The 19137-nt window shown below is 74.7% G+C and carries 16 protein-coding genes; 9 read left to right on the forward strand and 7 right to left on the reverse strand.

What is annotated here, in order from left to right; all coding sequences use genetic code 11:
- Positions 1 to 15: 15 nt before the first annotated feature.
- Positions 16 to 432, reverse strand: a complete 417-nt coding sequence (locus tag V2J63_RS05850) for a MarR family winged helix-turn-helix transcriptional regulator (RefSeq protein ID WP_331230069.1) — start codon at positions 430 to 432, stop codon at positions 16 to 18.
- Between the two features lie 89 nt (positions 433 to 521).
- On the opposite strand from V2J63_RS05850, the gene V2J63_RS05855 reads away from it, so the two are divergent.
- Both V2J63_RS05855 and V2J63_RS05860 read left to right on the forward strand, forming a co-directional pair.
- Positions 522 to 2903, forward strand: coding sequence for an MMPL family transporter (locus V2J63_RS05855; RefSeq protein ID WP_434056282.1), 2382 nt, complete (start codon positions 522 to 524; stop codon positions 2901 to 2903).
- Between the two features lie 332 nt (positions 2904 to 3235).
- Positions 3236 to 4783 (forward strand): serine/threonine-protein kinase, encoded by a 1548-nt coding sequence (locus tag V2J63_RS05860; RefSeq protein ID WP_331230071.1) that lies wholly within the window; start codon positions 3236 to 3238, stop codon positions 4781 to 4783.
- 19 nt (positions 4784 to 4802) lie between these two features.
- Here V2J63_RS05860 and V2J63_RS05865 read toward each other — a convergent pair whose 3' ends face one another.
- Complete coding sequence (locus tag V2J63_RS05865; protein WP_331230072.1) at positions 4803 to 5744, reverse strand: TIGR01777 family oxidoreductase; 942 nt, start codon at positions 5742 to 5744, stop codon at positions 4803 to 4805.
- A 297-nt stretch (positions 5745 to 6041) separates the two neighbouring features.
- Here V2J63_RS05865 and V2J63_RS05870 point away from each other — a divergent pair, with 297 nt between their 5' ends.
- The gene (locus V2J63_RS05870; RefSeq protein WP_331230073.1) at positions 6042 to 7433 is read left to right on the forward strand and encodes an MFS transporter; all 1392 of its coding nucleotides are present in this window, start codon (positions 6042 to 6044) and stop codon (positions 7431 to 7433) included.
- 102 nt (positions 7434 to 7535) lie between these two features.
- Here V2J63_RS05870 and sucB read toward each other — a convergent pair whose 3' ends face one another.
- Both sucB and lpdA read right to left on the reverse strand, forming a co-directional pair.
- On the reverse strand, positions 7536 to 9431 hold the full coding sequence (gene sucB / locus V2J63_RS05875) for a 2-oxoglutarate dehydrogenase, E2 component, dihydrolipoamide succinyltransferase (RefSeq protein WP_331230074.1): 1896 nt from the start codon (positions 9429 to 9431) through the stop codon (positions 7536 to 7538).
- Between the two features lie 27 nt (positions 9432 to 9458).
- Entirely contained in the window at positions 9459 to 10832 is a 1374-nt protein-coding gene (gene lpdA / locus V2J63_RS05880; protein ID WP_331230140.1) for a dihydrolipoyl dehydrogenase, read from the reverse strand.
- Between the two features lie 150 nt (positions 10833 to 10982).
- Between lpdA and V2J63_RS05885 the strand changes: the two genes are divergently transcribed.
- Positions 10983 to 11306, forward strand: a complete 324-nt coding sequence (locus V2J63_RS05885) for an oxidoreductase (protein ID WP_331230075.1) — start codon at positions 10983 to 10985, stop codon at positions 11304 to 11306.
- Positions 11307 to 11427: 121 nt separating this feature from the next.
- Here V2J63_RS05885 and V2J63_RS05890 read toward each other — a convergent pair whose 3' ends face one another.
- Complete coding sequence (locus tag V2J63_RS05890) at positions 11428 to 12903, reverse strand: leucyl aminopeptidase (RefSeq protein WP_331230076.1); 1476 nt, start codon at positions 12901 to 12903, stop codon at positions 11428 to 11430.
- Between the two features lie 55 nt (positions 12904 to 12958).
- Between V2J63_RS05890 and V2J63_RS05895 the strand changes: the two genes are divergently transcribed.
- The gene (locus tag V2J63_RS05895; RefSeq protein WP_331230077.1) at positions 12959 to 13312 is read left to right on the forward strand and encodes a hypothetical protein; all 354 of its coding nucleotides are present in this window, start codon (positions 12959 to 12961) and stop codon (positions 13310 to 13312) included.
- On the forward strand, positions 13309 to 13764 hold the full coding sequence (locus V2J63_RS05900; protein ID WP_331230078.1) for a hypothetical protein: 456 nt from the start codon (positions 13309 to 13311) through the stop codon (positions 13762 to 13764). Before V2J63_RS05895 ends, V2J63_RS05900 begins: the two co-directional genes overlap by 4 nt.
- 61 nt (positions 13765 to 13825) lie before the next feature.
- Here the strand turns inward: V2J63_RS05900 and V2J63_RS05905 are convergent, their stop codons facing one another.
- The gene (locus V2J63_RS05905) at positions 13826 to 14848 is read right to left on the reverse strand and encodes a quinone-dependent dihydroorotate dehydrogenase (RefSeq protein WP_331230079.1); all 1023 of its coding nucleotides are present in this window, start codon (positions 14846 to 14848) and stop codon (positions 13826 to 13828) included.
- A gap of 50 nt (positions 14849 to 14898) precedes the next feature.
- The gene (locus V2J63_RS05910) at positions 14899 to 15486 is read right to left on the reverse strand and encodes a DUF3043 domain-containing protein (protein WP_331230080.1); all 588 of its coding nucleotides are present in this window, start codon (positions 15484 to 15486) and stop codon (positions 14899 to 14901) included.
- Positions 15487 to 15578: 92 nt separating this feature from the next.
- Between V2J63_RS05910 and V2J63_RS05915 the strand changes: the two genes are divergently transcribed.
- The 3 genes from V2J63_RS05915 to erpA all read left to right on the forward strand — a co-directional run bounded on the left by V2J63_RS05915 (position 15579) and on the right by erpA (position 18741).
- Entirely contained in the window at positions 15579 to 16940 is a 1362-nt protein-coding gene (locus tag V2J63_RS05915) for a dipeptidase (protein WP_331230081.1), read from the forward strand.
- A gap of 108 nt (positions 16941 to 17048) precedes the next feature.
- Positions 17049 to 18299 (forward strand): glycerate kinase, encoded by a 1251-nt coding sequence (locus tag V2J63_RS05920; protein WP_331230082.1) that lies wholly within the window; start codon positions 17049 to 17051, stop codon positions 18297 to 18299.
- Between the two features lie 76 nt (positions 18300 to 18375).
- Positions 18376 to 18741 carry an iron-sulfur cluster insertion protein ErpA gene (gene erpA / locus V2J63_RS05925; RefSeq protein ID WP_331230083.1) on the forward strand — a complete coding sequence of 122 codons (366 nt, stop codon included), beginning with the start codon at positions 18376 to 18378 and terminating at the stop codon, positions 18739 to 18741.
- The last annotated feature ends 396 nt before the right edge of the window (positions 18742 to 19137 follow it).

Genomic DNA, 19137 nt, shown 5'->3' on the forward strand with positions numbered 1-19137 from the left:
TCCTGGCGGTACGGGCTACTCCTTGAGCATGGCGAGCAGGCCGGCGCGCAGGCCTGCCACCTCTTCCGCGGTGAGGCCCTCGACCGACATGTCGCGGACGGTGGGCGACTCCTGGAGCCGGACGAGCACCTCCCGGCCGCTCTCGGCGAGGGAGACGACGTGGCGCCGCCGGTCGCGCGCGTGGGGTGCGCGACGGACGTAACCGTTTCGCTCTAGCCGGACGAGCATGCGGCTGACCGTCTGCTCCGTCACACCCATCGCGTCCGCGAGCTCGCGCTGGGAGAGGTCGCCGCGGGCGAGCATGGCGAGGACGGGGACGCTGGCATGGCTGAGCGAGAACTGGTCGAGGTAGGCGTCCCAGCGCCTTTCCACCCGGCGCGCGGCAGCGGAGAGCAGACGGCCGGTCGGCCACCCGGTCGGGTCATCGTGCACGGGCACGTCCTCTCTCGCGGTCGCCCGAACGCTACAGCTCCGTTTGCTCGGGCCGACATCGTGCCCGACGATTACTCAGCACGCTGAGGATGTGTGCGGAATCGAGGACACCCGTGGCACGCAGATCCGCACGCTCGACCGGCGGGGCAGTGACCCGCGCCATCGTGCTGCTCGCCGTCCTGGCTGGGTGGCTGGCCGTCGCCGCCTTCGGCGGGATGGCCCAGGGCACCCTGTCGGAGGTGCAGGAGAACGACAACGCAGCGTTCCTGCCCGCCAGCGCCGAGTCCACCCGCGCGGACGAGCTCGCCCGCGAGTTCTCCGAGAGCGCGGCCCTGCCCGTCCTCGTCGTCCTCGAGGCCTCCGACGGCGCGGAGCTCACCCCCGAGCAGCTCGAGGCGGGCCAGGCGTTCGCCGAGGCGGTCCCCGCCATCGACCTCCCGGGCGGCGGTGCGCTCGAGGAGTTCCTCACCGCTCCCACGGTCGCGGTGCCGTCCGAGGACGGCGAGGCGATGCTCGTCCCGGTCTCCCTCGACGCGGACCGGGTCAACGACCTCGTCGGCGAGGAGCGGGTCATCAACCTCGCCGTCGAGGAGCTGCGGTCGCTGGCCGACGATGACCTCGTGGACGCGGGCCTCGAGTCGTGGGTGACCGGGCCGGGCGGCCTCATCGCCGACCTCGTGGCCGCCTTCGGCGGTATCGACGGCATCCTCCTCGGAGTCGCGCTCGTCGTCGTGCTCGTCATCCTCGTCATCGTCTACCGTTCGCCGATCCTGCCCTTCACGGTGCTCCTCACGGCGGTCTTCGCCCTGTGCGCCGCGGCGCTCGTCATCAAGCCGCTGGCCGGGGCGGACGTCCTCCTCCTCAACGGGCAGAGCCAGGGCATCCTCTCGATCCTCGTCATCGGTGCCGCCACGGACTACTCGCTCCTCCTCGTCTCGCGCTACCGCGAGGAGCTGGCGCGCCACGAGCACCCGGCCCAGGCGATGCGGGCGGCGTGGCGGGCTTCCGTCGAGCCGGTCCTCGCCAGTGCCGGGACCGTCATCGTCGGGCTCCTGTGCCTCCTGCTGTCCGACCTCGGGTCGAACGCGAGCCTCGGCCCGGTGGCGGCCATCGGCATCGCGGCCTCGGTCCTCGCGGCGCTGACGTTCCTGCCCGCGGTGCTGCTCATCGCCGGGCGCCGCTCGCGCGCCGTGTTCTGGCCGCGCGTACCGCGCTTCGTCCCGGCCGCAGCGACCTCCGCGGACGACGACGCGGCCGGCTCCGGCTCGCCGGTGCGCCACGGGCTGTGGGACCGGGTCGCCGGGTTCGTCGTCCGTCGTGCACGGCCCGTCTGGGTCGTCACCGCGCTCGTCCTGCTCGTCCTCGCCGCCTTCGTCCCGACCTTCCGCGCCGAGGGGACGAGCGAGACCGACATCTACCTCGCCGAGACGGAGTCGGTCGCCGGCGAGGAGGTGCTCGCCGAGCACTTCGCGGTGGGCACCGTCCAGCCGGCGACGATCGTCGTGGCCCAGGAGAGTGCCGAGGGCGTCGTCGCGGCCGCCGAGAGGGTCGAGGGCGTCAGCTCCGCGAGCATCGTCACCGAGGGCGCTACGGGGACGCCGGGCGGCGGGGGCGGCATGCCTCCCGAGGGTGCGGAGGGCGGTACGCCGTCCGAGGGCGCTCCTACAGGCGCCGAGGGCGGTACGCCCCCCGGGGACGCGCAAGGCGGAGCGCCCGCCGCGGGGGGCGAGGGCGGGCCGCCCGCCGACGCGGCCGACGCGGAGCCGGTCGTCGTGGACGGCAACGTGCGGATCGACGTGGCGACGGACAGCGCCGCCGAGACCCAGGAGGCAGCCGAGACCGTGAGCGCCCTGCGCGAGGCGGTCCACGCCGTCGACGCCGATGCCCTCGTCGGTGGAGCCGCGGCCCAGCGCCTCGACACGCAGGAGACGGCGTCGCAGGACCTGCGCACGATCATCCCGGTCGTGCTCCTCGCGATCTTCGTCATGCTCGCGCTGCTCCTGCGCTCCATCGTCGCGCCGCTGCTCCTCCTCGGCGCGAACCTGCTCTCGTTCGGCGCCACCATGGGGCTGGCGGCGATCGTCTTCAACCACGTCTTCAGGTTCCCCGGGGCAGACGCGACCGTGCCGCTGTACGGGTTCGTCTTCCTCGTGGCGCTGGGGATCGACTACTCGATCTTCCTCATGACCCGGGTGCGGGAGGAGTCCCTCCTCCACGGCACCCGCGAGGGTGTGCGGCGCGGGCTCGCCGTCACCGGCGGCGTCATCACCTCCGCGGGTCTCGTGCTCGCGGCGACCTTCAGCGCCCTCGGGATCATCCCTCTGCTCTTCCTCGCCCAGCTCGCGTTCATCGTCGCGGTCGGCGTACTCATCGACACGTTCGTCGTCCGTACGCTGCTCGTGCCGGGGCTCGTCCACGACGTCGGCCGCGCGACGTGGTGGCCGCTCCAGCGGAAGATCCCCGCCGACTGACGGCTCGAGCGGCCGGGCCGGGGCGCGGGATCGGGCAACCGGGCGCCGCCGCCGCCTCGACGTCGCCGGGCGTCGCGGGGTGGCGGCGTCGCCCGGCCGCCGCTGCGTGCCCGCCTCGCCGGGCACAACGCGGTGGACGCTCGGCCGGGCATCGCTTTCCGCGTCACCGCGCCGGGCGGCATGCGGTGGCGGCGTCACCCCGACGTCGCCGCCGTGCCCGCCGCGTCAGCGCAGTGCGTGGGGGTGCTGCACACCCGACGGCCGGCACCGAGCGCACCCAGTCCTGTGGATAACTTCATCGGGCTGAGGGACCGGTGGGGTTTGCTGGTGGCATGGCGATGCGGAGACGGCGCCGGCCCGGCGCGCGCGAGACGGTGGTCACCGTCCCGGGCCACCGGATCGGTGCGCCGCTGGGGTTCGGCGCCAACGGCGCGGTGTGGGCGGCACGGGACGACGCCGGGAGGGACGTCGCGGTCAGCGTCCTGGCGATCGGCGTGGGCGAGGCCGGCACGACGGCGATGCGCCGGTTGGCCGTGCTCCGCGGCACCGCGCACCCGCACCTCGCGCGGGTCGTCGACGTCGTCGAGCTCGAGCAGGGGCGGTGCGCGCTCGTCAGCGAGGTCGTGCCCGGTCCGACGCTCGCGACGGTGCACGCCGCCCGCGGGCCGCTCTCGGGCGGCGAGCTCGCGACCCTGCTCAGCACGCTCGGCAGCGCGCTCGGCCACCTCCACGAGCGCGGCGTCATCCACGGCGACGTCTCGCCCGCGAACGTCGTCCTGGCGCCGGGCGGGGTACCGGTGCTCATCGACCTGGTCGGGGAGGTCGCCCACGAGCTCGGCACGCCGGGATTCGTCGCACCGGAGCGCGCCCGGGGGGAGGTCGCGGGCGCGGCGGGCGACGTGTGGGCTCTCGCCCGCCTGCTCGTGTGGGCCGGCGGGACGGAGACGGCGGGACGCCTCGGTCCGCTGCTCGGCGCGGCGCTCGACGCGGACCCACGGCGGCGCCCGCACGCGCGCGACCTCGCGAGCCTCGCACCGGCGCTCGCCGCACGGGAACCGGTGCGTGTCCCACCGCCGCCAGACCTCGCGCAGGCCCGCCTGCGCTCGGCAGAGGCACCCACCCGCGTGCGACCCGCGTCGAGGCGTGAGGCGGCCGCGGCACGGGTGTCGGGGCCCGGGAGGAGGGGCCGACGAGCCAGGGGAGCGGGCCGCGCGGTCCGGCCACTCGCGCGAGCGGGCAGGCCGTCCGCGAGCACGGGCCGGCGCGGTCGGCCGGTGGACGTCGGGCGCCGGGGCGGGCACGGGACGCGCGGGGCGGCGGTCGCGGGGCTCATCGTCGGCGTGGTGCTGCTCGTGGCGGGCGTCCAGGTCGAGCGGGGGGCGTTCAGGAGCGCGGGCGCGGCTGACATCCCCGTCGCGGACGTGGGCGTGGTTGACGACCCCGTGGCGGACGTGGGTGTGCTTGAGGGCACCGCGGCGGACGTGGGCGCGGGGCCGATCACCGACCCGGGCGTGGCCCGGTCGGTCCTCGCGGCCCTCCTCGAGCGCCGGGACCGCGCGCTCGTCGATGCCGACCGCCCTGCCCTCGCCACCGTCAGTGCGACGGGAAGCCCGAGCGCCGCGGCGGACGCGACCCTCCTCGAGACCATGACGGCGACCGGGACGCAGCTGCACGGCCTGGAGACGGAGGTCGTCGAGGTGCTGGCCGTCGCCGAGAGCGCTGGTGGCGCCGTCGTCGACGCGGTCCTGCTCCAGCGCGGGCACGAACGGGTCGTCGACGGCGAACGGGTCGCCGTGCCGGCGCAGCCTGAGCGGTGCGTGCGCCTCGAGCTCACCGGACCTGCTCCCTGGCTCCTCGTGGCGGGTGGGCCGTGCGAGTGAGTGGGCTGCGGTGGGCGCGTCAGGCCCGCTCGGCGACCCAGTCCGCCGCAGCCCGGGCGGTGGGCTGGGTGAAGACGAATCCGTCGGCGAGCAGTCGTGCGGGGACGACGAGCTGGGAGGAGAGGACGTCGTCGGCGAAGTCACCGAGGGCGAGGCGCATCGCCAGACCCGGCACCGGCAGGAGCGCGGGCCGCCGCAGCGCGCGGGCGATCGCGCGGATGACGTCGCCCTGCTGCGCGGCCTGGGGACCCGCGACGTTGACGGGGCCGGTGAGCGCGGAGTCCATGAGGTGGAGCTGGACGCGGACGGTGTCGGCGAGAGTGATCCAGGGCCACCACTGCTCGCCGCCGCCGAGGGGTCCGCCGAGCCCCGCCTTGATGAGCGGGAGCAGCGGTCCGAGGGCCCCACCGCCCGGCGCGAGGACGATCCCGGTGCGCAGGTGGACGACGCCGACCCCTGCCGACTCGGCGGGTGCGGTGGCCGCCTCCCACTGGAGGCACACCTCCGGGAGGAAGCCCTCGCCCGCGGGTGACTCCTCGGTGAGCACCTCGGCACCCCGGTCGCCGTAGTAGCCCACGGCCGACGCCTGGAGCAGCCGCGGTGCGGACGCGCCGACCGTGGACCGACGGTCGGCCTCGCGCGCGAGCGCCTCGGCGAGGACCGACGTGCCGGCGGTTCGCGACCTGATGACCTCGGCCTTGTACTCCGCGGTCCAGCGCTTGTCGCCGATGCCGACCCCGCCGAGGTTGACGACGACGTCGACGTCACGCAGGACGTGCTCCGGCAGCTCGCCGTCGCCCGGGTCCCACGTGACCTCCTCGGACTCCTGCGCGGGCCGGCGCACGAGCCGGCGCACCGTGTCGCCGCGGTGGCGCAGGTGCCGCGCGAGGTGCGAGCCGAGGAATCCCGAGGCGCCGGCCATGAGCACCGTGCGAGGACGTCGAGCAGGGGTAGGAGCCATGCTTCACGGTATCTACGCGGGCCGGGCCGCGCCCGACGGGCGGGAGGGGATGGGCCGCGCCTGACTGGCCGGAGGGCACGGGCCGCGCGTGACGGCCGGGGACGGGCGGCACGGGGACGGGCCGCACCGGATCTGCTGGCCGCGCGCGTGCCCGCCCCACGACCGCACCGGACCCGCGGGTCGCGAGCGTGCCCGGATCCGCCCCCCGCTCGCACAGGGACGTGCCGCAGGCCCGGACGCGTGCCCGCCCCGCGGAACGTGCGCCGGGCACGCCGCGCGAGGGTGTTGGATGGCGGCGTGCCTGCGCCCCCCGCCCCGTCCCTGGCCGTGCGTCCCCGAGTGGCGGGTGCCGGCCTCGCCCTGGCCGCCGTCGTCGCCGTCGCGCTCAACCTCCGCGCCGCGATCAGCAGCGTCGGTCCCGTCCTCGAGGAGATCCAGGCAGGCGTCGAGCTGTCGGCGGGTGCGGCGGGCGTCCTCACGTCGTTGCCGGTCCTGTGCTTCGCCGTCGTCGGGCTGGCCAGTCCGTGGCTCGGCCGGCGGTTCGGCATCGAGCGCGCCATCGCCGCCGCCGTCGTCGTGCTCGGCGTGTCGTTGCTCGTCCGCGTCGCCGGCGGACCGGTGCCGCTCTTTCTCGGCACGTTGACGGCGTGCGGGTCGATCGCGGCCGTCAACGTGCTCATGACCGTCGTCGTCAAGACGCGGTTCCCCCACCGCGTCGGGCTCGTCACCGGGGTCTACACCTCGGCCATGGCAGGGGGGTCGGCCGCAGCCGCGGCGCTCAGCGCACCGGTCGCCGCGGCGGTCGGCCTCGCGGACAGCGGGTGGCGGGTTGCGCTGGCCGTGTGGGCGGTGCCGTGCCTCGTGGCGGTCGCGCTGTGGTTCGCCGCCCTGCGACGCTGGCGGACCCAGGACGGCGGGGCTGGAGCGGCGGGAGCGACCGGAGGCGAGCCAACGACCGGACGGGCCGGCGACCCGGCGGCCGGTGTACGGGTCGCCGCCCAGACGGCCGGAGGTGCGGTCTCGGACGCACCGGTGGCCGCAGCCCGGCTGGGCACCGAACCGGTGAGCGCCAGCGCGACGGCGAGCGTCCCGGCGGCCCCGCGCGCCGTGGACGCCCGTGCGCTGCTCCGCTACCCGCGTGTCTGGGCGTTGACGATCTTCTTCGGCACGCAGTCGCTGCTCTTCTACGTCGCCCTCGGGTGGCTGCCCGCCATCTACCGCGACGCGGGGCTCGACGCGGCGACGGCGGGCACCCTTCTGTCAGTCAGCGTGCTCGTCGGGGTGCCGGCGTTCCTCGTCGTGCCGGTCCTCGCCGCCCGCCGGCCGGGGCAGCGGCGCTGGACGGTCGGGCTCACGGCGGCCGCCGCCGGCGGGCTCGTCGGTCTGCTTGTCGCCCCCGCAGAGGGCGCCTGGCTGTGGGCGGTGCTCCTCGGGCTCGGCAACGCCTGCTTCCCGCTCGCGCTCAGCCTCTTCGCGCTGCGGACCTCCGTGCCGGCGCAGACGGCGACGGTCTCCGCCGTCGGGCAGAGCCTCGGTTATCTCATCGCCGCCGCGGGACCCCTCGCCGTCGGGCTCCTGCACGAGTGGACGGGCTCGTGGACGACGCCGCTCCTCGTCCTGCTCGGTCTCATGGTCGTGCAGGCCGGGACGGGAATGGTGGCGGGCCGCAGCGGCCACATCGACGACTGACGGGCCAGCGCACACGGTGCGCGACCTACGCGTGCCCTGCCGCGAGACACAGAAGCGCCCCGCACCGAGAACGGTGCGGGGCGCTCGTGCGGAGCAGGAGTCTCAGAGGCCGAGCTCGGCCTCGAAGGCGCCCTCCTCCAGACGCTTCTTGACGGTCTGCAGGAACCGGCCCGCGTCCGCACCGTCGACGAGGCGGTGGTCGTAGGTGAGGGGCAGGTAGACCATCGAGCGGATGCCGATCGTCTCGTTGCCGTCCGCGTCCTTGACGACCATCGGCCGCTTGACGATCGCACCCAGGCCGAGGATCGCGACCTCGGGCTGGTTGATGATCGGGGTGTCGAACAGCGCGCCGTTGGACCCGAGGTTCGTGATCGTGAAGGTCGAGCCCGAGAGCTCGTCCGGCTTCGCCTTGTTGTCCCGCGTACGGGCGGCGAGGTCGTTGATCCGCTTCGAGATCCCACCGATCGTCAGGTCACCGGCCTGCTTGATGACCGGGACGAGGAGGCCGCGCGGCGTGTCGACCGCGATGCCGATGTTCTCCTCGCCGTGGTAGACGACCTGCTCGCCGTCGATCGTGGCGTTGAGCTTCGGGTGGGCCTTGAGGGCCTCGGTCGCGGCCTTGACGAAGAACGGCAGGTAGGTGAGCTTCGTGCCCTCCTGCTCCTGGAACCGGTTCTTCGCGCGGGCCCGGAGCTGGGCGATCCGGGTGACGTCGACCTCGACGACGGTCGTCAGCTGGGCGGACGTCTCGAGGGACTCGAGCATGCGCTTGGCGATGACCTTGCGCAGACGGGACATCTTCTCGGTCGTCCCACGCAGCGGGGAGACGTCCGGGACCGTCGTCGGCTTCGCGGCCGGTGCGGCGGGCGCCTGGGCGGACTGCTCCGCGGCGGCCTTCTCGGCTGCCGCCTTCTCCGCCGCCTCGAGGACGTCCTGCTTGCGGATGCGCCCACCGACGCCTGTCCCGGTGAGGGAGCCGAGGTCGACGCCCTTCTCACCCGCAAGCTTGCGCACGAGCGGGGTGACGTAGGCCGTGCTCGTGGCATCCTTCGCCGACGGGCCGGCCGGGGCGCTGTCGGTCTGCGCGGACGCGGGGGAGGTCCACCCGAACTTCGCCTCCGACGCCGCGGGCTCGGAAGCCAGCTGCTCGGCCGAGGCCTGCTCCTGGGCGGTGGCGCCGTCCGTGGCGGAGGCATCCTCCTGCTCGGGAGCCTCCTCCTGCTTCGGAGCCTCCTCCTGCTTCGGAGCCTCCTCCTGCTTCGGTGCCTCCTCCTGCTTGGGGGCCTCCTGCTGGGCCGGGGCCTCGGCCTCGGCGGGCGCCTCCTGGGCGGAATCGCCCTCGCCGCCGACGTAGCAGAGCTCGGCGCCGACCTCGACGGTCTCGTCCTCGCCCACGAGGATCTTCGTCACGACACCGGCGACGGGGGAGGGGACCTCCGTGTCGACCTTGTCGGTCGAGACCTCGAGCAGCGGCTCGTCGACCTCGACGCTGTCGCCCTCCGCCTTGAGCCAGCGGGTGACGGTGCCCTCCGTGACGGACTCGCCGAGCGCCGGCATCGTGACGGCCTGGCCGCCACCGCCGCCGCCACCGCCGCTGGAGCCGGACGGCGCGGAGCTCGTCGACTCCTCGTGCGCCTGCTCGGGCTCGGCGCTGCTCTCGGACTCGGGCTGGGCCTGCTCGACCTCCTCGGAGGCGGGCGCCTCGGACGCCGCGGGCGACGTCTCCTCCTGCGGGGCGGAGTCGTCCCCGCCGCCGCCGGAACCGTCGCCGATGATGGCGAGCTCGGCGCCGACGTCGACCGTCTCGTCCTCCTCGACCAGGATCTTCTCCACGACGCCGGCGACCGGCGACGGGACCTCGGTGTCCACCTTGTCGGTGGACACCTCGAGCAGCGGCTCGTCGACCTCGACCGACTCTCCGACCGCCTTGAGCCAACGGGTGACGGTGCCCTCGGTGACGGACTCGCCCAGCGCGGGCATCTTCACGGACTCAGACATGACCAGGTGTCTCCTTCGATCCGGCGGTCAGTTGTGGGAGTGCAACGGCTTGCCTGCAAGGGCAAGCGCCGCCTCGCCCAGGGCTTCGTCCTGGGTCGGGTGGGCGTGGATGAGGGAGGCGACGTCCTCGGGGTAGGCCTCCCAGTTGACGATGAGCTGCCCCTCGCCGATGAGCTCACCGACGCGGGACCCGATCATGTGCACGCCCACGATCGGACCGTTCTTCTCGCGGACGAGCTTGACGAAGCCCTGGGTCTTGAGGATCTGGCTCTTGCCGTTGCCCGCGAGGTTGAACTCGACCGTCTCGACGCCGTCCGCCCCGTAGAGCTCCTTGGCGGCTGCCTCGGTCACGCCCACGGACGCGACCTCCGGCTCGCAGTACGTCACGCGCGGGATGCCGGACTCGACGATGGGGGCCGGGCTGAGCCCGGCGATCTCCTCGGCGACGAAGATCCCCTGCTGGAAGCCGCGGTGCGCGAGCTGCAGGCCCGGGACGATGTCACCGACGGCGTAGATGTTGCCCGTACCGGTGTGGAGTCGCTCGTTCGTGATGACGAAGCCGCGCTCCATCGTCACGCCGTTCTCCTCGTAGCCGAGGTTCGCCGTCGCCGGTCCCCGCCCAACCGCGACGAGGAGGAGGTCCGCCTCGTAGGACTTGCCGTCCTCCGTGGTGACCTTGACGCCGTCCTCGTCCTGCTCGACCCCGGAGAAGCGGGCGTTCGTCGCGAAATTGATCTTGCGCTTGCGGAAGGCGCGCTCGAGGCTCTTAGAGAGCGACTCCTCCTCGTTCGGGATGAGGTGGGGCAGGCCCTCGATGATGGTGACGTCGGTCCCGAAGGACTTCCACGCGGAGGCGAACTCGACACCGATGACGCCGCCACCGAGCACGACCGCGCGCTCGGGGACGAAGTCGAGCTGGAGCGCCTGCTCGCTCGTGATGACCCGGCCGCCGATCTCGAGACCGGGGATGGACTTGGAGTACGAGCCCGAGGCGAGGATGACGTTCTTGCCCTTGTACGGCGTGCCGTCGACCTCGACGGTGTCCTGCGCGACGAGCTTGCCCCAGCCGTTGACGTACTCGATCTTGCCGGCGGAGACGAGGCCCTGGAGGCCCTTGTAGAGACGGGAGACGACACCGTCCTTGTAGGAGTTGACGCCGTCCATGTCGATGCCCTCGAGGGTGCTCTTCACCCCGATGGCGGAGCTGTCGCGGATCTCGTCCGCGACGGCAGCGCTGTGGAGCAGCGCCTTCGTCGGGATGCACCCGCGGTGCAGGCAGGTCCCGCCGAGCTTGTCAGCCTCGATGAGAGCGACGCTGAGGCCGAGCTGCGCGCCGCGCAGCGCTGCGGCGTAGCCCCCGCTCCCCGCTCCAAGAATGACCATGTCGTACACGGTGTCCATTGGGGTGTTGGTCACGTACCTCTCCTCGAGCGAAGGCTTGCCCGGGGACCGGGCTTTGGCCCCATCTTGTCACCGTCCGGTGACGGGGCACCACCAAAGCCAATGTTCGGCTTGTCACAAGCGGGCCCGGCGGCGTTTTACGCTGGTGCCATGCGGCTCTTCCAGCGACGAGGCAAGAAGGCCGACGGTGCGCCGTCGCCCGCGCGGACCCGGTCCGAGACCACCGAGCACTTCCGGGCGTTCGTCGAGACCCGCGTGGGGGTGGAGGCCTACCTCGAGCCGCCCACGAACATCGACCCGCCCACGCTCGTGCTCATCGCCAAGACGGGGGAGTGGACGCGCCGCCGGGTGCCCGACGAGAAGGCGGCGCGCGCGGTCGCGAGCGACCTCGCCATCCCCGTCTACGACGTCAACCTCACCGGCTACCCCTCGCGCATGCGCGAGTGGAGCGCCCAGCAGCGCCGCGCGCGCTGAGACGGTCCGCGCCGCGCGAGCCACTGCGGGCTGCGGGCGGTGGAGCACGCCGCGACGCCGCGCGCCGACGTCGATGTCGACGCCGGCACGCGGGCGGGTCAGCGGGCGCGGCTGCGGCGTCTCAGCGGGCGGCTGCGGCCTCGAGGAGCGCGACGAGGGTGCGCAGCCCGGTGCCGGTCCCGCCCTTGGGCGTGTAGCCGCGGGGCTGGCCCTCGTTGAACGCGGGACCGGCGATGTCGAGGTGCGCCCACGGGGTCTCGCCGACGAACTCGGAGAGGAAGATCCCGGCGACGAGCATGCCGCCGAAGCGGTCGCCCATGTTCGCCAGGTCCGCGACCGGCGAGCGGAGCGACTCGCGCAGCTCGGCGGGCAGCGGCATGGGCCAGAACTGCTCGCCGGAGCGGTCGGCCGCCGCGACGACGTCGGAGCGCACGTCCTCCGTGCCCATGACGGCGGAGACCTGGTTGCCGAGCGCGACCATCTGGGCGCCCGTCAGCGTCGCGATGTCGACGACGACGTCGGGGTTCTCCTCGCAGGCGGCGACGAGCGCGTCCGCCATGACGAGCCGGCCCTCGGCGTCGGTGTTGAGGACCTCGACGGTCTTCCCGCCGCGCATCGTCACGACGTCGGAGGGGCGCTGGGCCGTGCCGGAGGGCATGTTCTCCGCGAGGGCGAGCCAGCCGGTCACCCGGACCGGGAGGTCGAGGGCGGCGGCGGCGAGGACGGCGTGGAGGACGGCGGCCGCACCGGCCATGTCGAGCTTCATCGTCTCCATGCCCTTGGCCGGCTTGATCGACAGGCCGCCCGAGTCGAACGTGATGCCCTTGCCGACGAGCGCGACGTGCGACTTGGCCCGCGCCGGGGAGTAGGTGAGCTTGACGAGGCGCGGCGGGCGCAGCGAGCCCTGGCCGACGCCGACGATGCCGCCGAACCCGCCGGCGACGAGCTCCTTCTCGTCGAGGACGCTCACCTTGACCTTCGTGCCCTTGGCGCTGGCCTGCGCCTCCTCGGCGAACGACTGGGGGAAGAGGTCGCGCGGCGAGGTGTTGACGAGGTCGCGGACACCCGCCACGCCGTCGGCGATGACGCGTGCACGCTCGACGGCGGCCTTGGTGGCGCGGTCCTTGGCGAGGTCGGTCACGAGCTCGAGGCGGGCGACCGGGGCCGGGTCGTTGCGGCGGTAGCGGTCGAAGCGGTAGGCGCCCATGAGTGCGCCCTCGGCGACGGCGCCGACCTCCTCGGCTGTCGCCGCCGGCAGCGCGAGGGCGACGTCCGCCGTCCCGGCGAGCGAGCGCACAGCGGCGCCGGCGGCGCGTCGCAGCGCCTCGGGCCGGGCGGTGCCGCCGGCGAGGGAGCCGAGCCCGGTGAGGACGACGATCCCGGCGCCCACGCCGTCACCGGCGGGGACACGGAGGACCTCGTCCGCCTTCCCGGTGACCCCGAGCGCGGGCAGCAGGCGGGTCAGCCGCTGTGCCGCCTCGGCGGGCAGGTGGTCCCCGAGCAGGCGGGGTCCGCCGTCGGCCTCACCCACCGCCAGGACGAGCGCGTCAGCGCTGATGCGGGCGGGGTCCTTCGTCGTCAGCCTCAGTTCAGTCACGGCTCGATGGTAGTCGTGTCCGCTGGCAGGGGTCCCCGGTCGGTACGCTCGGGCGGTGCTCGTCGCCACCATCGCCGTCGCCGTCCTCGCCGCCGTCCTCGGCGCGTGGGCGGTGGTCTTCGCCGTCCGGGACCGCGCGGTCGTCCTGCGCCAGCTCATCCTCGGCGGCGTGGTCGAGGCCGCGCTCGTCGTCCAGATGGTCGTCATGGCCGTCGGTCAGGCACGCGGGCACGCGGTGGAGGACCCCTGGACGCTGTGGGGCTACGTCGTCGTCGCGCTCATCCTCCTGCCGGTGGCCGCCGCCTGGGCCCTGGCCGAGCGGACACGGTGGAGCTCGGTCGTCCTCCTCGTGGCCGCCTTCTCCATCGCCGTCATGGAGGTGCGCGTGTGGCAGGAGTGGGTCGCGTGAGCGAGGACGCGCTGCGCACCGGCTCGGCCACCGACTCGCGCCGGCCCGCGTACGGGCCGGGACGGGCGCTCATCGCCGTCTACGGGGTCTTCGCCTTCGCCGCCTCGGCGCGGGCCGGCGTCCAGCTCGTCCGGAACGCCTCGGAGGCGCCGCTCGCGTACGGCCTGTCGGCGCTGGCCGCGGTCGTCTACATCGCTGCGACGCTGCTCCTGGCCCACAACGGGCGGCGCGTGCGCCGCGCGGCGTGGGCCGCCGTCGTGCTCGAGCTCGTCGGGGTGCTCGTCGTCGGCGCCCTCAGCCTCTCGCGGCCCGACCTCTTCGGCGACGACACCGTGTGGTCGGGCTTCGGGCGAGGCTACGGGTTCGTCCCCCTCGTCCTGCCGGTGCTCGGCATCGTCTGGCTGTGGCGCTCGAGCCCGGCGCGCATCGCGGCGGCCTCCGAACGCTCCTGACACCCAGGCGCGCGCCCGGCCAGGTCAGCCGGGGGTTTGCCGGCGGGGTCGGCCGGCGGGGTCAGCGGCGCGCGAGCGCGCGGTTGAGGCGTCCGGGCCAGGCCGGGCCCTCGTAGACGAACGCGCTGTAGGCCTGCAGGAGGTCCGCCCCCGCCGCGAGCATCGCCTCGGCCTGAGCGGTCGTCGAGATCCCGCCGACGCCGATGATCGTCGGCACCGGGCCGAGCCGCTCCCGCAGCCGGCGGACGACGGCGAGCGCGCGGGGGTGGAGCGGCTGGCCGGAGAGGCCGCCGGCGCCGTGGTCGTGGGCGATCGTCGTGTTCGTCGCGACGACCCCGGCGAGCCCCAGCTCGGTGACGAGGTCCGCGACGGCGTCGAGATCGGCCCCGGCGAGGTCCGGCGCCACCTTGACGAGCACGGGGACCCGGCGCGCGGCGGCGGCGTCGGCGGCGGCCTGGACGGCGGTGAGGATGGGGCGCAGGGACGACACCGACTGGAGGTCGCGCAGCCCCGGGGTGTTCGGCGAGGAGACGTTGACGACGAGGTAGTCCGCCCAGCGCGCCACCTCGCGCGCGCTCGTGACGTAGTCCGCGACCGCGTCGGCGGCCGGCGTCACCTTCGACTTGCCGATGTTGGCCCCGACGACGACGGAGCGCCCCCGCCCGGTGCGGCGCAGCGCGCGCAGGGTCCGCCCGGCGGCCGCGGCGCCCTCGTTGTTGAAGCCCATGCGGTTGACGAGGGCGCGCTCGGCCGGGCGACGCCACAGGCGGGGTCGCTCGTTGCCCGGCTGCGGGTGCGCGGTGACGGTGCCGACCTCGACGAACCCGAACCCGAGCATGTCCATGCCGAGCACCGTCGTCGCGTCCTTGTCCATCCCGGCGGCGAGGCCGAGGACTCCCGGGACGGCCCGCCCCAGCGCCGTGCCGACGGGGCGGGCGGGGCGGCGGCCGAGCGTCGCGCGGACGGCGTGGGAGGCGACCGGGACGCGGGCGACCGCGCGGATGAGGCGCAGGGCGGCGTGGTGGGCGTCCTCCGGGTCGGCGCGGACGAGGACGGCGTCGAAGAACGCCCGGTAGAGGTGCACGCGCCTCAGGGTAGTGCGGGCGCCGCGCGCGCCGGTGCCGTCCTCCGGCGTCAGTCGATCGGCTGGCCGCGCTTGACCTGAGGCTTCGGCGCGCGCAGGAACCGGGGCTGGAACACGCGCGTGAACGCGTAGAGGCCGGTCATCCGCGGTATCTCGTCCGGCGTGAAGCGCTGCTTGAGCTTGCGCATCGCGGAGAAGGTGAAGCTGAGCGCGAAGATGATGGCGATCGCGAAGGCGACGTACATGGCGAGCATGCCGACGACCGCGACCTCCGGGATGAGGCTCGCGAAGAGGAGCAGGACGATCGACCCCATGGCGAGGGGGAGGAAGTACTCGCTCGGGCTCCACCGGGAGTCGATGTAGTTGCGCACCCAGCGCCGGGCGGGACCCTTGTCCCGCGTGGGCAGGTACTTCTCGTCGCCGGTCCTCATCGCCTCCTGCTGGCGCGCGTAGGCGATGTTGCGCTGCTCGCGCTGCGCCTTCCGAGCGGCCTTGCGGTCCGAGGGGACGAGCGGACGCTGGTTCTTCGCCTGCGCGACGTTGCGCTTGGGAGTGGGACGGCCCTTGCCCCCGGCCGTGCCCTCCGACGGGACGGGTCGCGCGGAGGTGGGGGCGTCCTTCTTCTGGCGTTCGCTCACGCTGCCAGGGTAGTCGAGCGGGCGCGGGCCCCCGCCCGGCGCCGGGCGGGGCAAAGCCCGACCCGCCCCCCTGCCCCAACCCCACCACGGAGGTGACCAGCGTCGACGAGCTTGCCCGGCGCACCCGTGAGGCATTCGCCCAGGTGCGCACCGACCTCGAGGCCCTCGTGCGGATCCCCAGCGTGTCTGCGCCGGCCTTCGACCCCGACGCGCTCGAGCGCAGCGCCGAGGCGGTCGCCGACCTCCTGCGCGGGGCCGGGATGGAGCAGGTCGACATCCTCCGCGTCGACGACGCCGGCGGGCGCCCCGGAGCGCCCGCCGTCGTCGCGCACCGCCCCGGGCCGCAGGGCGCCCCGACGGTCCTCCTCTACGCCCACCACGACGTCCAGCCCCCCGGCCTCGCCGGCGCGTGGACGAGCGACCCGTTCACCCCCACCCAGCGCGGCACCCGCCTGTACGGGCGCGGCGCGGCGGACGACAAGGCGGGCGTCATGGCGCACGTCGGCGCGCTCCGGGTCCTCGGCGACGACCTCGGCGTGGGGGTGACGGTCTTCGTCGAGGGCGAGGAGGAGATCGGCTCCCCGACCTTCACCCGCTTCCTCCACGCGCACCGCGACCGGCTCGCGGCGGACGTCATCGTCGTCGCCGACTCGACGAACTGGAAGGTCGGCGTCCCCGCCCTGACGACGTCGCTGCGTGGTCTCGTCGACTGCGTCGTCGAGCTGCGGGTCCTCGACCACGCCGTCCACTCCGGCATCTACGGCGGTCCCGTCCTCGACTCCCTCACGCTCCTGTCGCGCCTCGTCGCCACGCTCCACGACGACGCCGGGGACGTCGCCGTCGCGGGCCTCGTCGCCACGGACGCGGCCGACGTCGACTACCCGGAGGCGGACCTGCGCGCGGACGCGGCCGTGCTCGACGGCGTCCGGCTCGCCGGCACCGGCTCCCTCGCCTCCCGGCTGTGGACGAAGCCGGCCATCTCCGTCATCGGCATCGACGCGACGAGCGTCGAGCACGCCTCGAACACGATCGTCCCCAGCGCGCGGGCGAAGCTGTCGATGCGCATCGCGCCCGGGCAGGACCCCGCCGCCGCCCAGGCCGCCCTCCACGACCACCTCCTCACCCACGCGCCGTTCGGTGCCGACGTCACCGTGGAGCCGGGCGAGACGGGCCAGGCGTTCCAGGCTCCCGCCGACTCCGCGGCCATGCAGGCGGCGCGGTGGGCGTTCGCGACGGCGTGGGGGACGGACCCGGTCGACATCGGCATCGGCGGGTCCATCCCGTTCATCGCCGACCTCCTCGACGCCTTCCCCGAGGCCGCGATCCTCGTGACGGGGGTCGAGGACCCCGACTCGCGCGCGCACTCCGAGAACGAGTCGGTCGACCTCGGCGAGCTCGAGAAGGTCGTCCTCGCCGAGTCGCTCCTCCTCGCGCGCCTCGCCGGCCAGGCCTGACCCGCGCGCCGCCCGACCGGGCCTGGCTCACCCGCTCGGCCCGCGACGGACGGGGCGGCGGGGCCGGGCCTGCACCGGCCCGCGGGCGAGCGGGGAGACAATGGCCGCGTGCGTATCCTCCTTGCCCCTGACCGCTTCGCGGGCCCGCTGACCGCGGTCGAGGCCGCCGCCGCGCTGCGCCGCGGGTGGCTGCGCCGCTGCCCGGGCGACGAGGTCGACGTGCGGGCGATGTCCGACGGGGCCGCCGGCCTCATCGACGTCGTCCACGCCGCCGCCGGCGGGCACCTCGTGCCGCTCACCGCGACCGGTCCGCTCGGCGAGCCCGTCCTCGCGACCCTCCTCCACGTGCCGGGCAGCGCGGGCGGGACGACCTACGTCGAGGCCGGTCAGGCGCTCGGTCGGCACCTCGTGCCCGACGGTGAGGACCGCCGCTACGCCGAGGAGGGCACGAGCGTGGGGCTCGGTGAGCTCCTCCTCGCGGCGCTCGCCACCGGGGCGAGCCGCGTCGTCGTCGGCCTCGGGGCCGCGTCGACGCACGACGCCGGTGCCGGCATGCTCGCGGCCCTCGCCGGGGGTTGCGACGCACCCGGCGTGCTGCGTGGGGGCGGGCTCGGGCTCGGCGCGGCCAGCCGCGACGACGTCGCGCACCTCGGCGTGGTCCGGGACCTGTTCGCCGGACGCGACGTCGTCCTCGCCGTCGCGAGCACGGCGCCGCTCCAGGGCCTCCACGGCGCCGGGGCCCAGCTCGCCGCGCGCCCCGGGATCGGTCCCGCCGAGGCGCAGGAGGTCGACCGGGCGGTCGGGCACCTCGCCGACGCCCTCGAACGAGCGACCGCGCTGCTGCCGCCGCTGCGCCCGGTGCTCGCCACCGGCTCGGCGGCCGGGTCGGCCGGGGCCCCGGCCGCGGCGACGGCGCCCGGGTCGACCACCACCGCCCGGGCGCTCGGCGTGGGGCGCGCCGCCCGGGCCGACGGCTCCGGCGCCGGCGGGGGAGCGGCCCTCGCCCTCCAGCTCCTCGGCGCGCGGGTCCTGCCCGGCGCGCAGGTCGTCAGCCGCGCGATCGACCTGCCGGGCGCGGTCGGTCGCGCGGACGTCGTCGTCACGGGCACCACGCTGCTCGACTCCGAGGCGCTCGTCAGCTCCGCCGTGGCCACGGTCGCCGAGGCGGCGCTCGGGGAGGGGCTGCCCGTCGTCGTCCTCGCCGAGGAGGTCCAGGTGAGCCGCCGGGAGGCCGCGCGGGCGGGGATCAGCGGGACGTACGAGGTGGCGGGGACTGGTCCGGACCCTGGCGCGGCTGGCCTGCACGCGCTCGAGGGGTGGGGAGAGCGCCTGGCTCGCACGTGGTCGACCGCGTCGTAGGCTGGGTCGCGGGAACAACATCGCCCCCGCGGGGTGTTCACCCCACGAAGACCCCCATGACGATGCGGAGATCACGATGAGCGAGACCACAGCACCGGTCGAGACCGAGACCCCCACCCACGAGATCGAGCTGACCGACGTCGCCGCGACGAAGGTCCGCGCCCTGCTCGAGCAGGAGGGCCGTGACGACCTGCGCCTGCGCGTCGCCGTCCAGCCCGGTGGCTGCTCCGGCCTCATCTACCAGCTCTACTTCGACGAGCGGATGCTCGACGGCGACGCCGTGCGCGACTTCGCCGGCGTCGAGGTCATCGTCGACCGCATGAGCGTCCCCTACCTCGCGGGCGCGACGATCGACTTCGCGGACACCATCGAGAAGCAGGGCTTCACGATCGACAACCCGAACGCCGGTGGCTCGTGCGCATGCGGCGACTCGTTCCACTGAGCAGCTGACCTACCGCAGTCCCCGGCGCGCAGCGGGTGCGGGTGCCACGGCACCCCACCCGCTGCGCGTTCGCCGTCCCCGGGACGGCTCGCCGGCCACCGCGCCTCGTGGGCGGCGCCAGGCCGCCTGGACGGGCCGCGGGACCGCCTGACGCGACCGCCTGGCACCAGGCCTGCCTGACAGGCCGGCGGCGCGACCAGACGGGGCCGCGAGGCCACCTCGAGGACCGCGAGAGCGGGGTGTCGGGTCACGCATGGGTAACGGAACCGACGCGCCCGCGACGCGCGTAGGCCGCCCGTCGCGCGGGACGGTAAGGTGACGGACCGGGACGGGAGTCCCGGAATGGCGGGCGTCCGGAATGCCCGGGTCACCACAGCAAGTGTCGCGTCGGAAGGT

It is taken from the genome of Georgenia wangjunii, assembly GCF_036421975.1.
Lineage (GTDB): Bacteria > Actinomycetota > Actinomycetes > Actinomycetales > Actinomycetaceae > Georgenia_A > Georgenia_A wangjunii.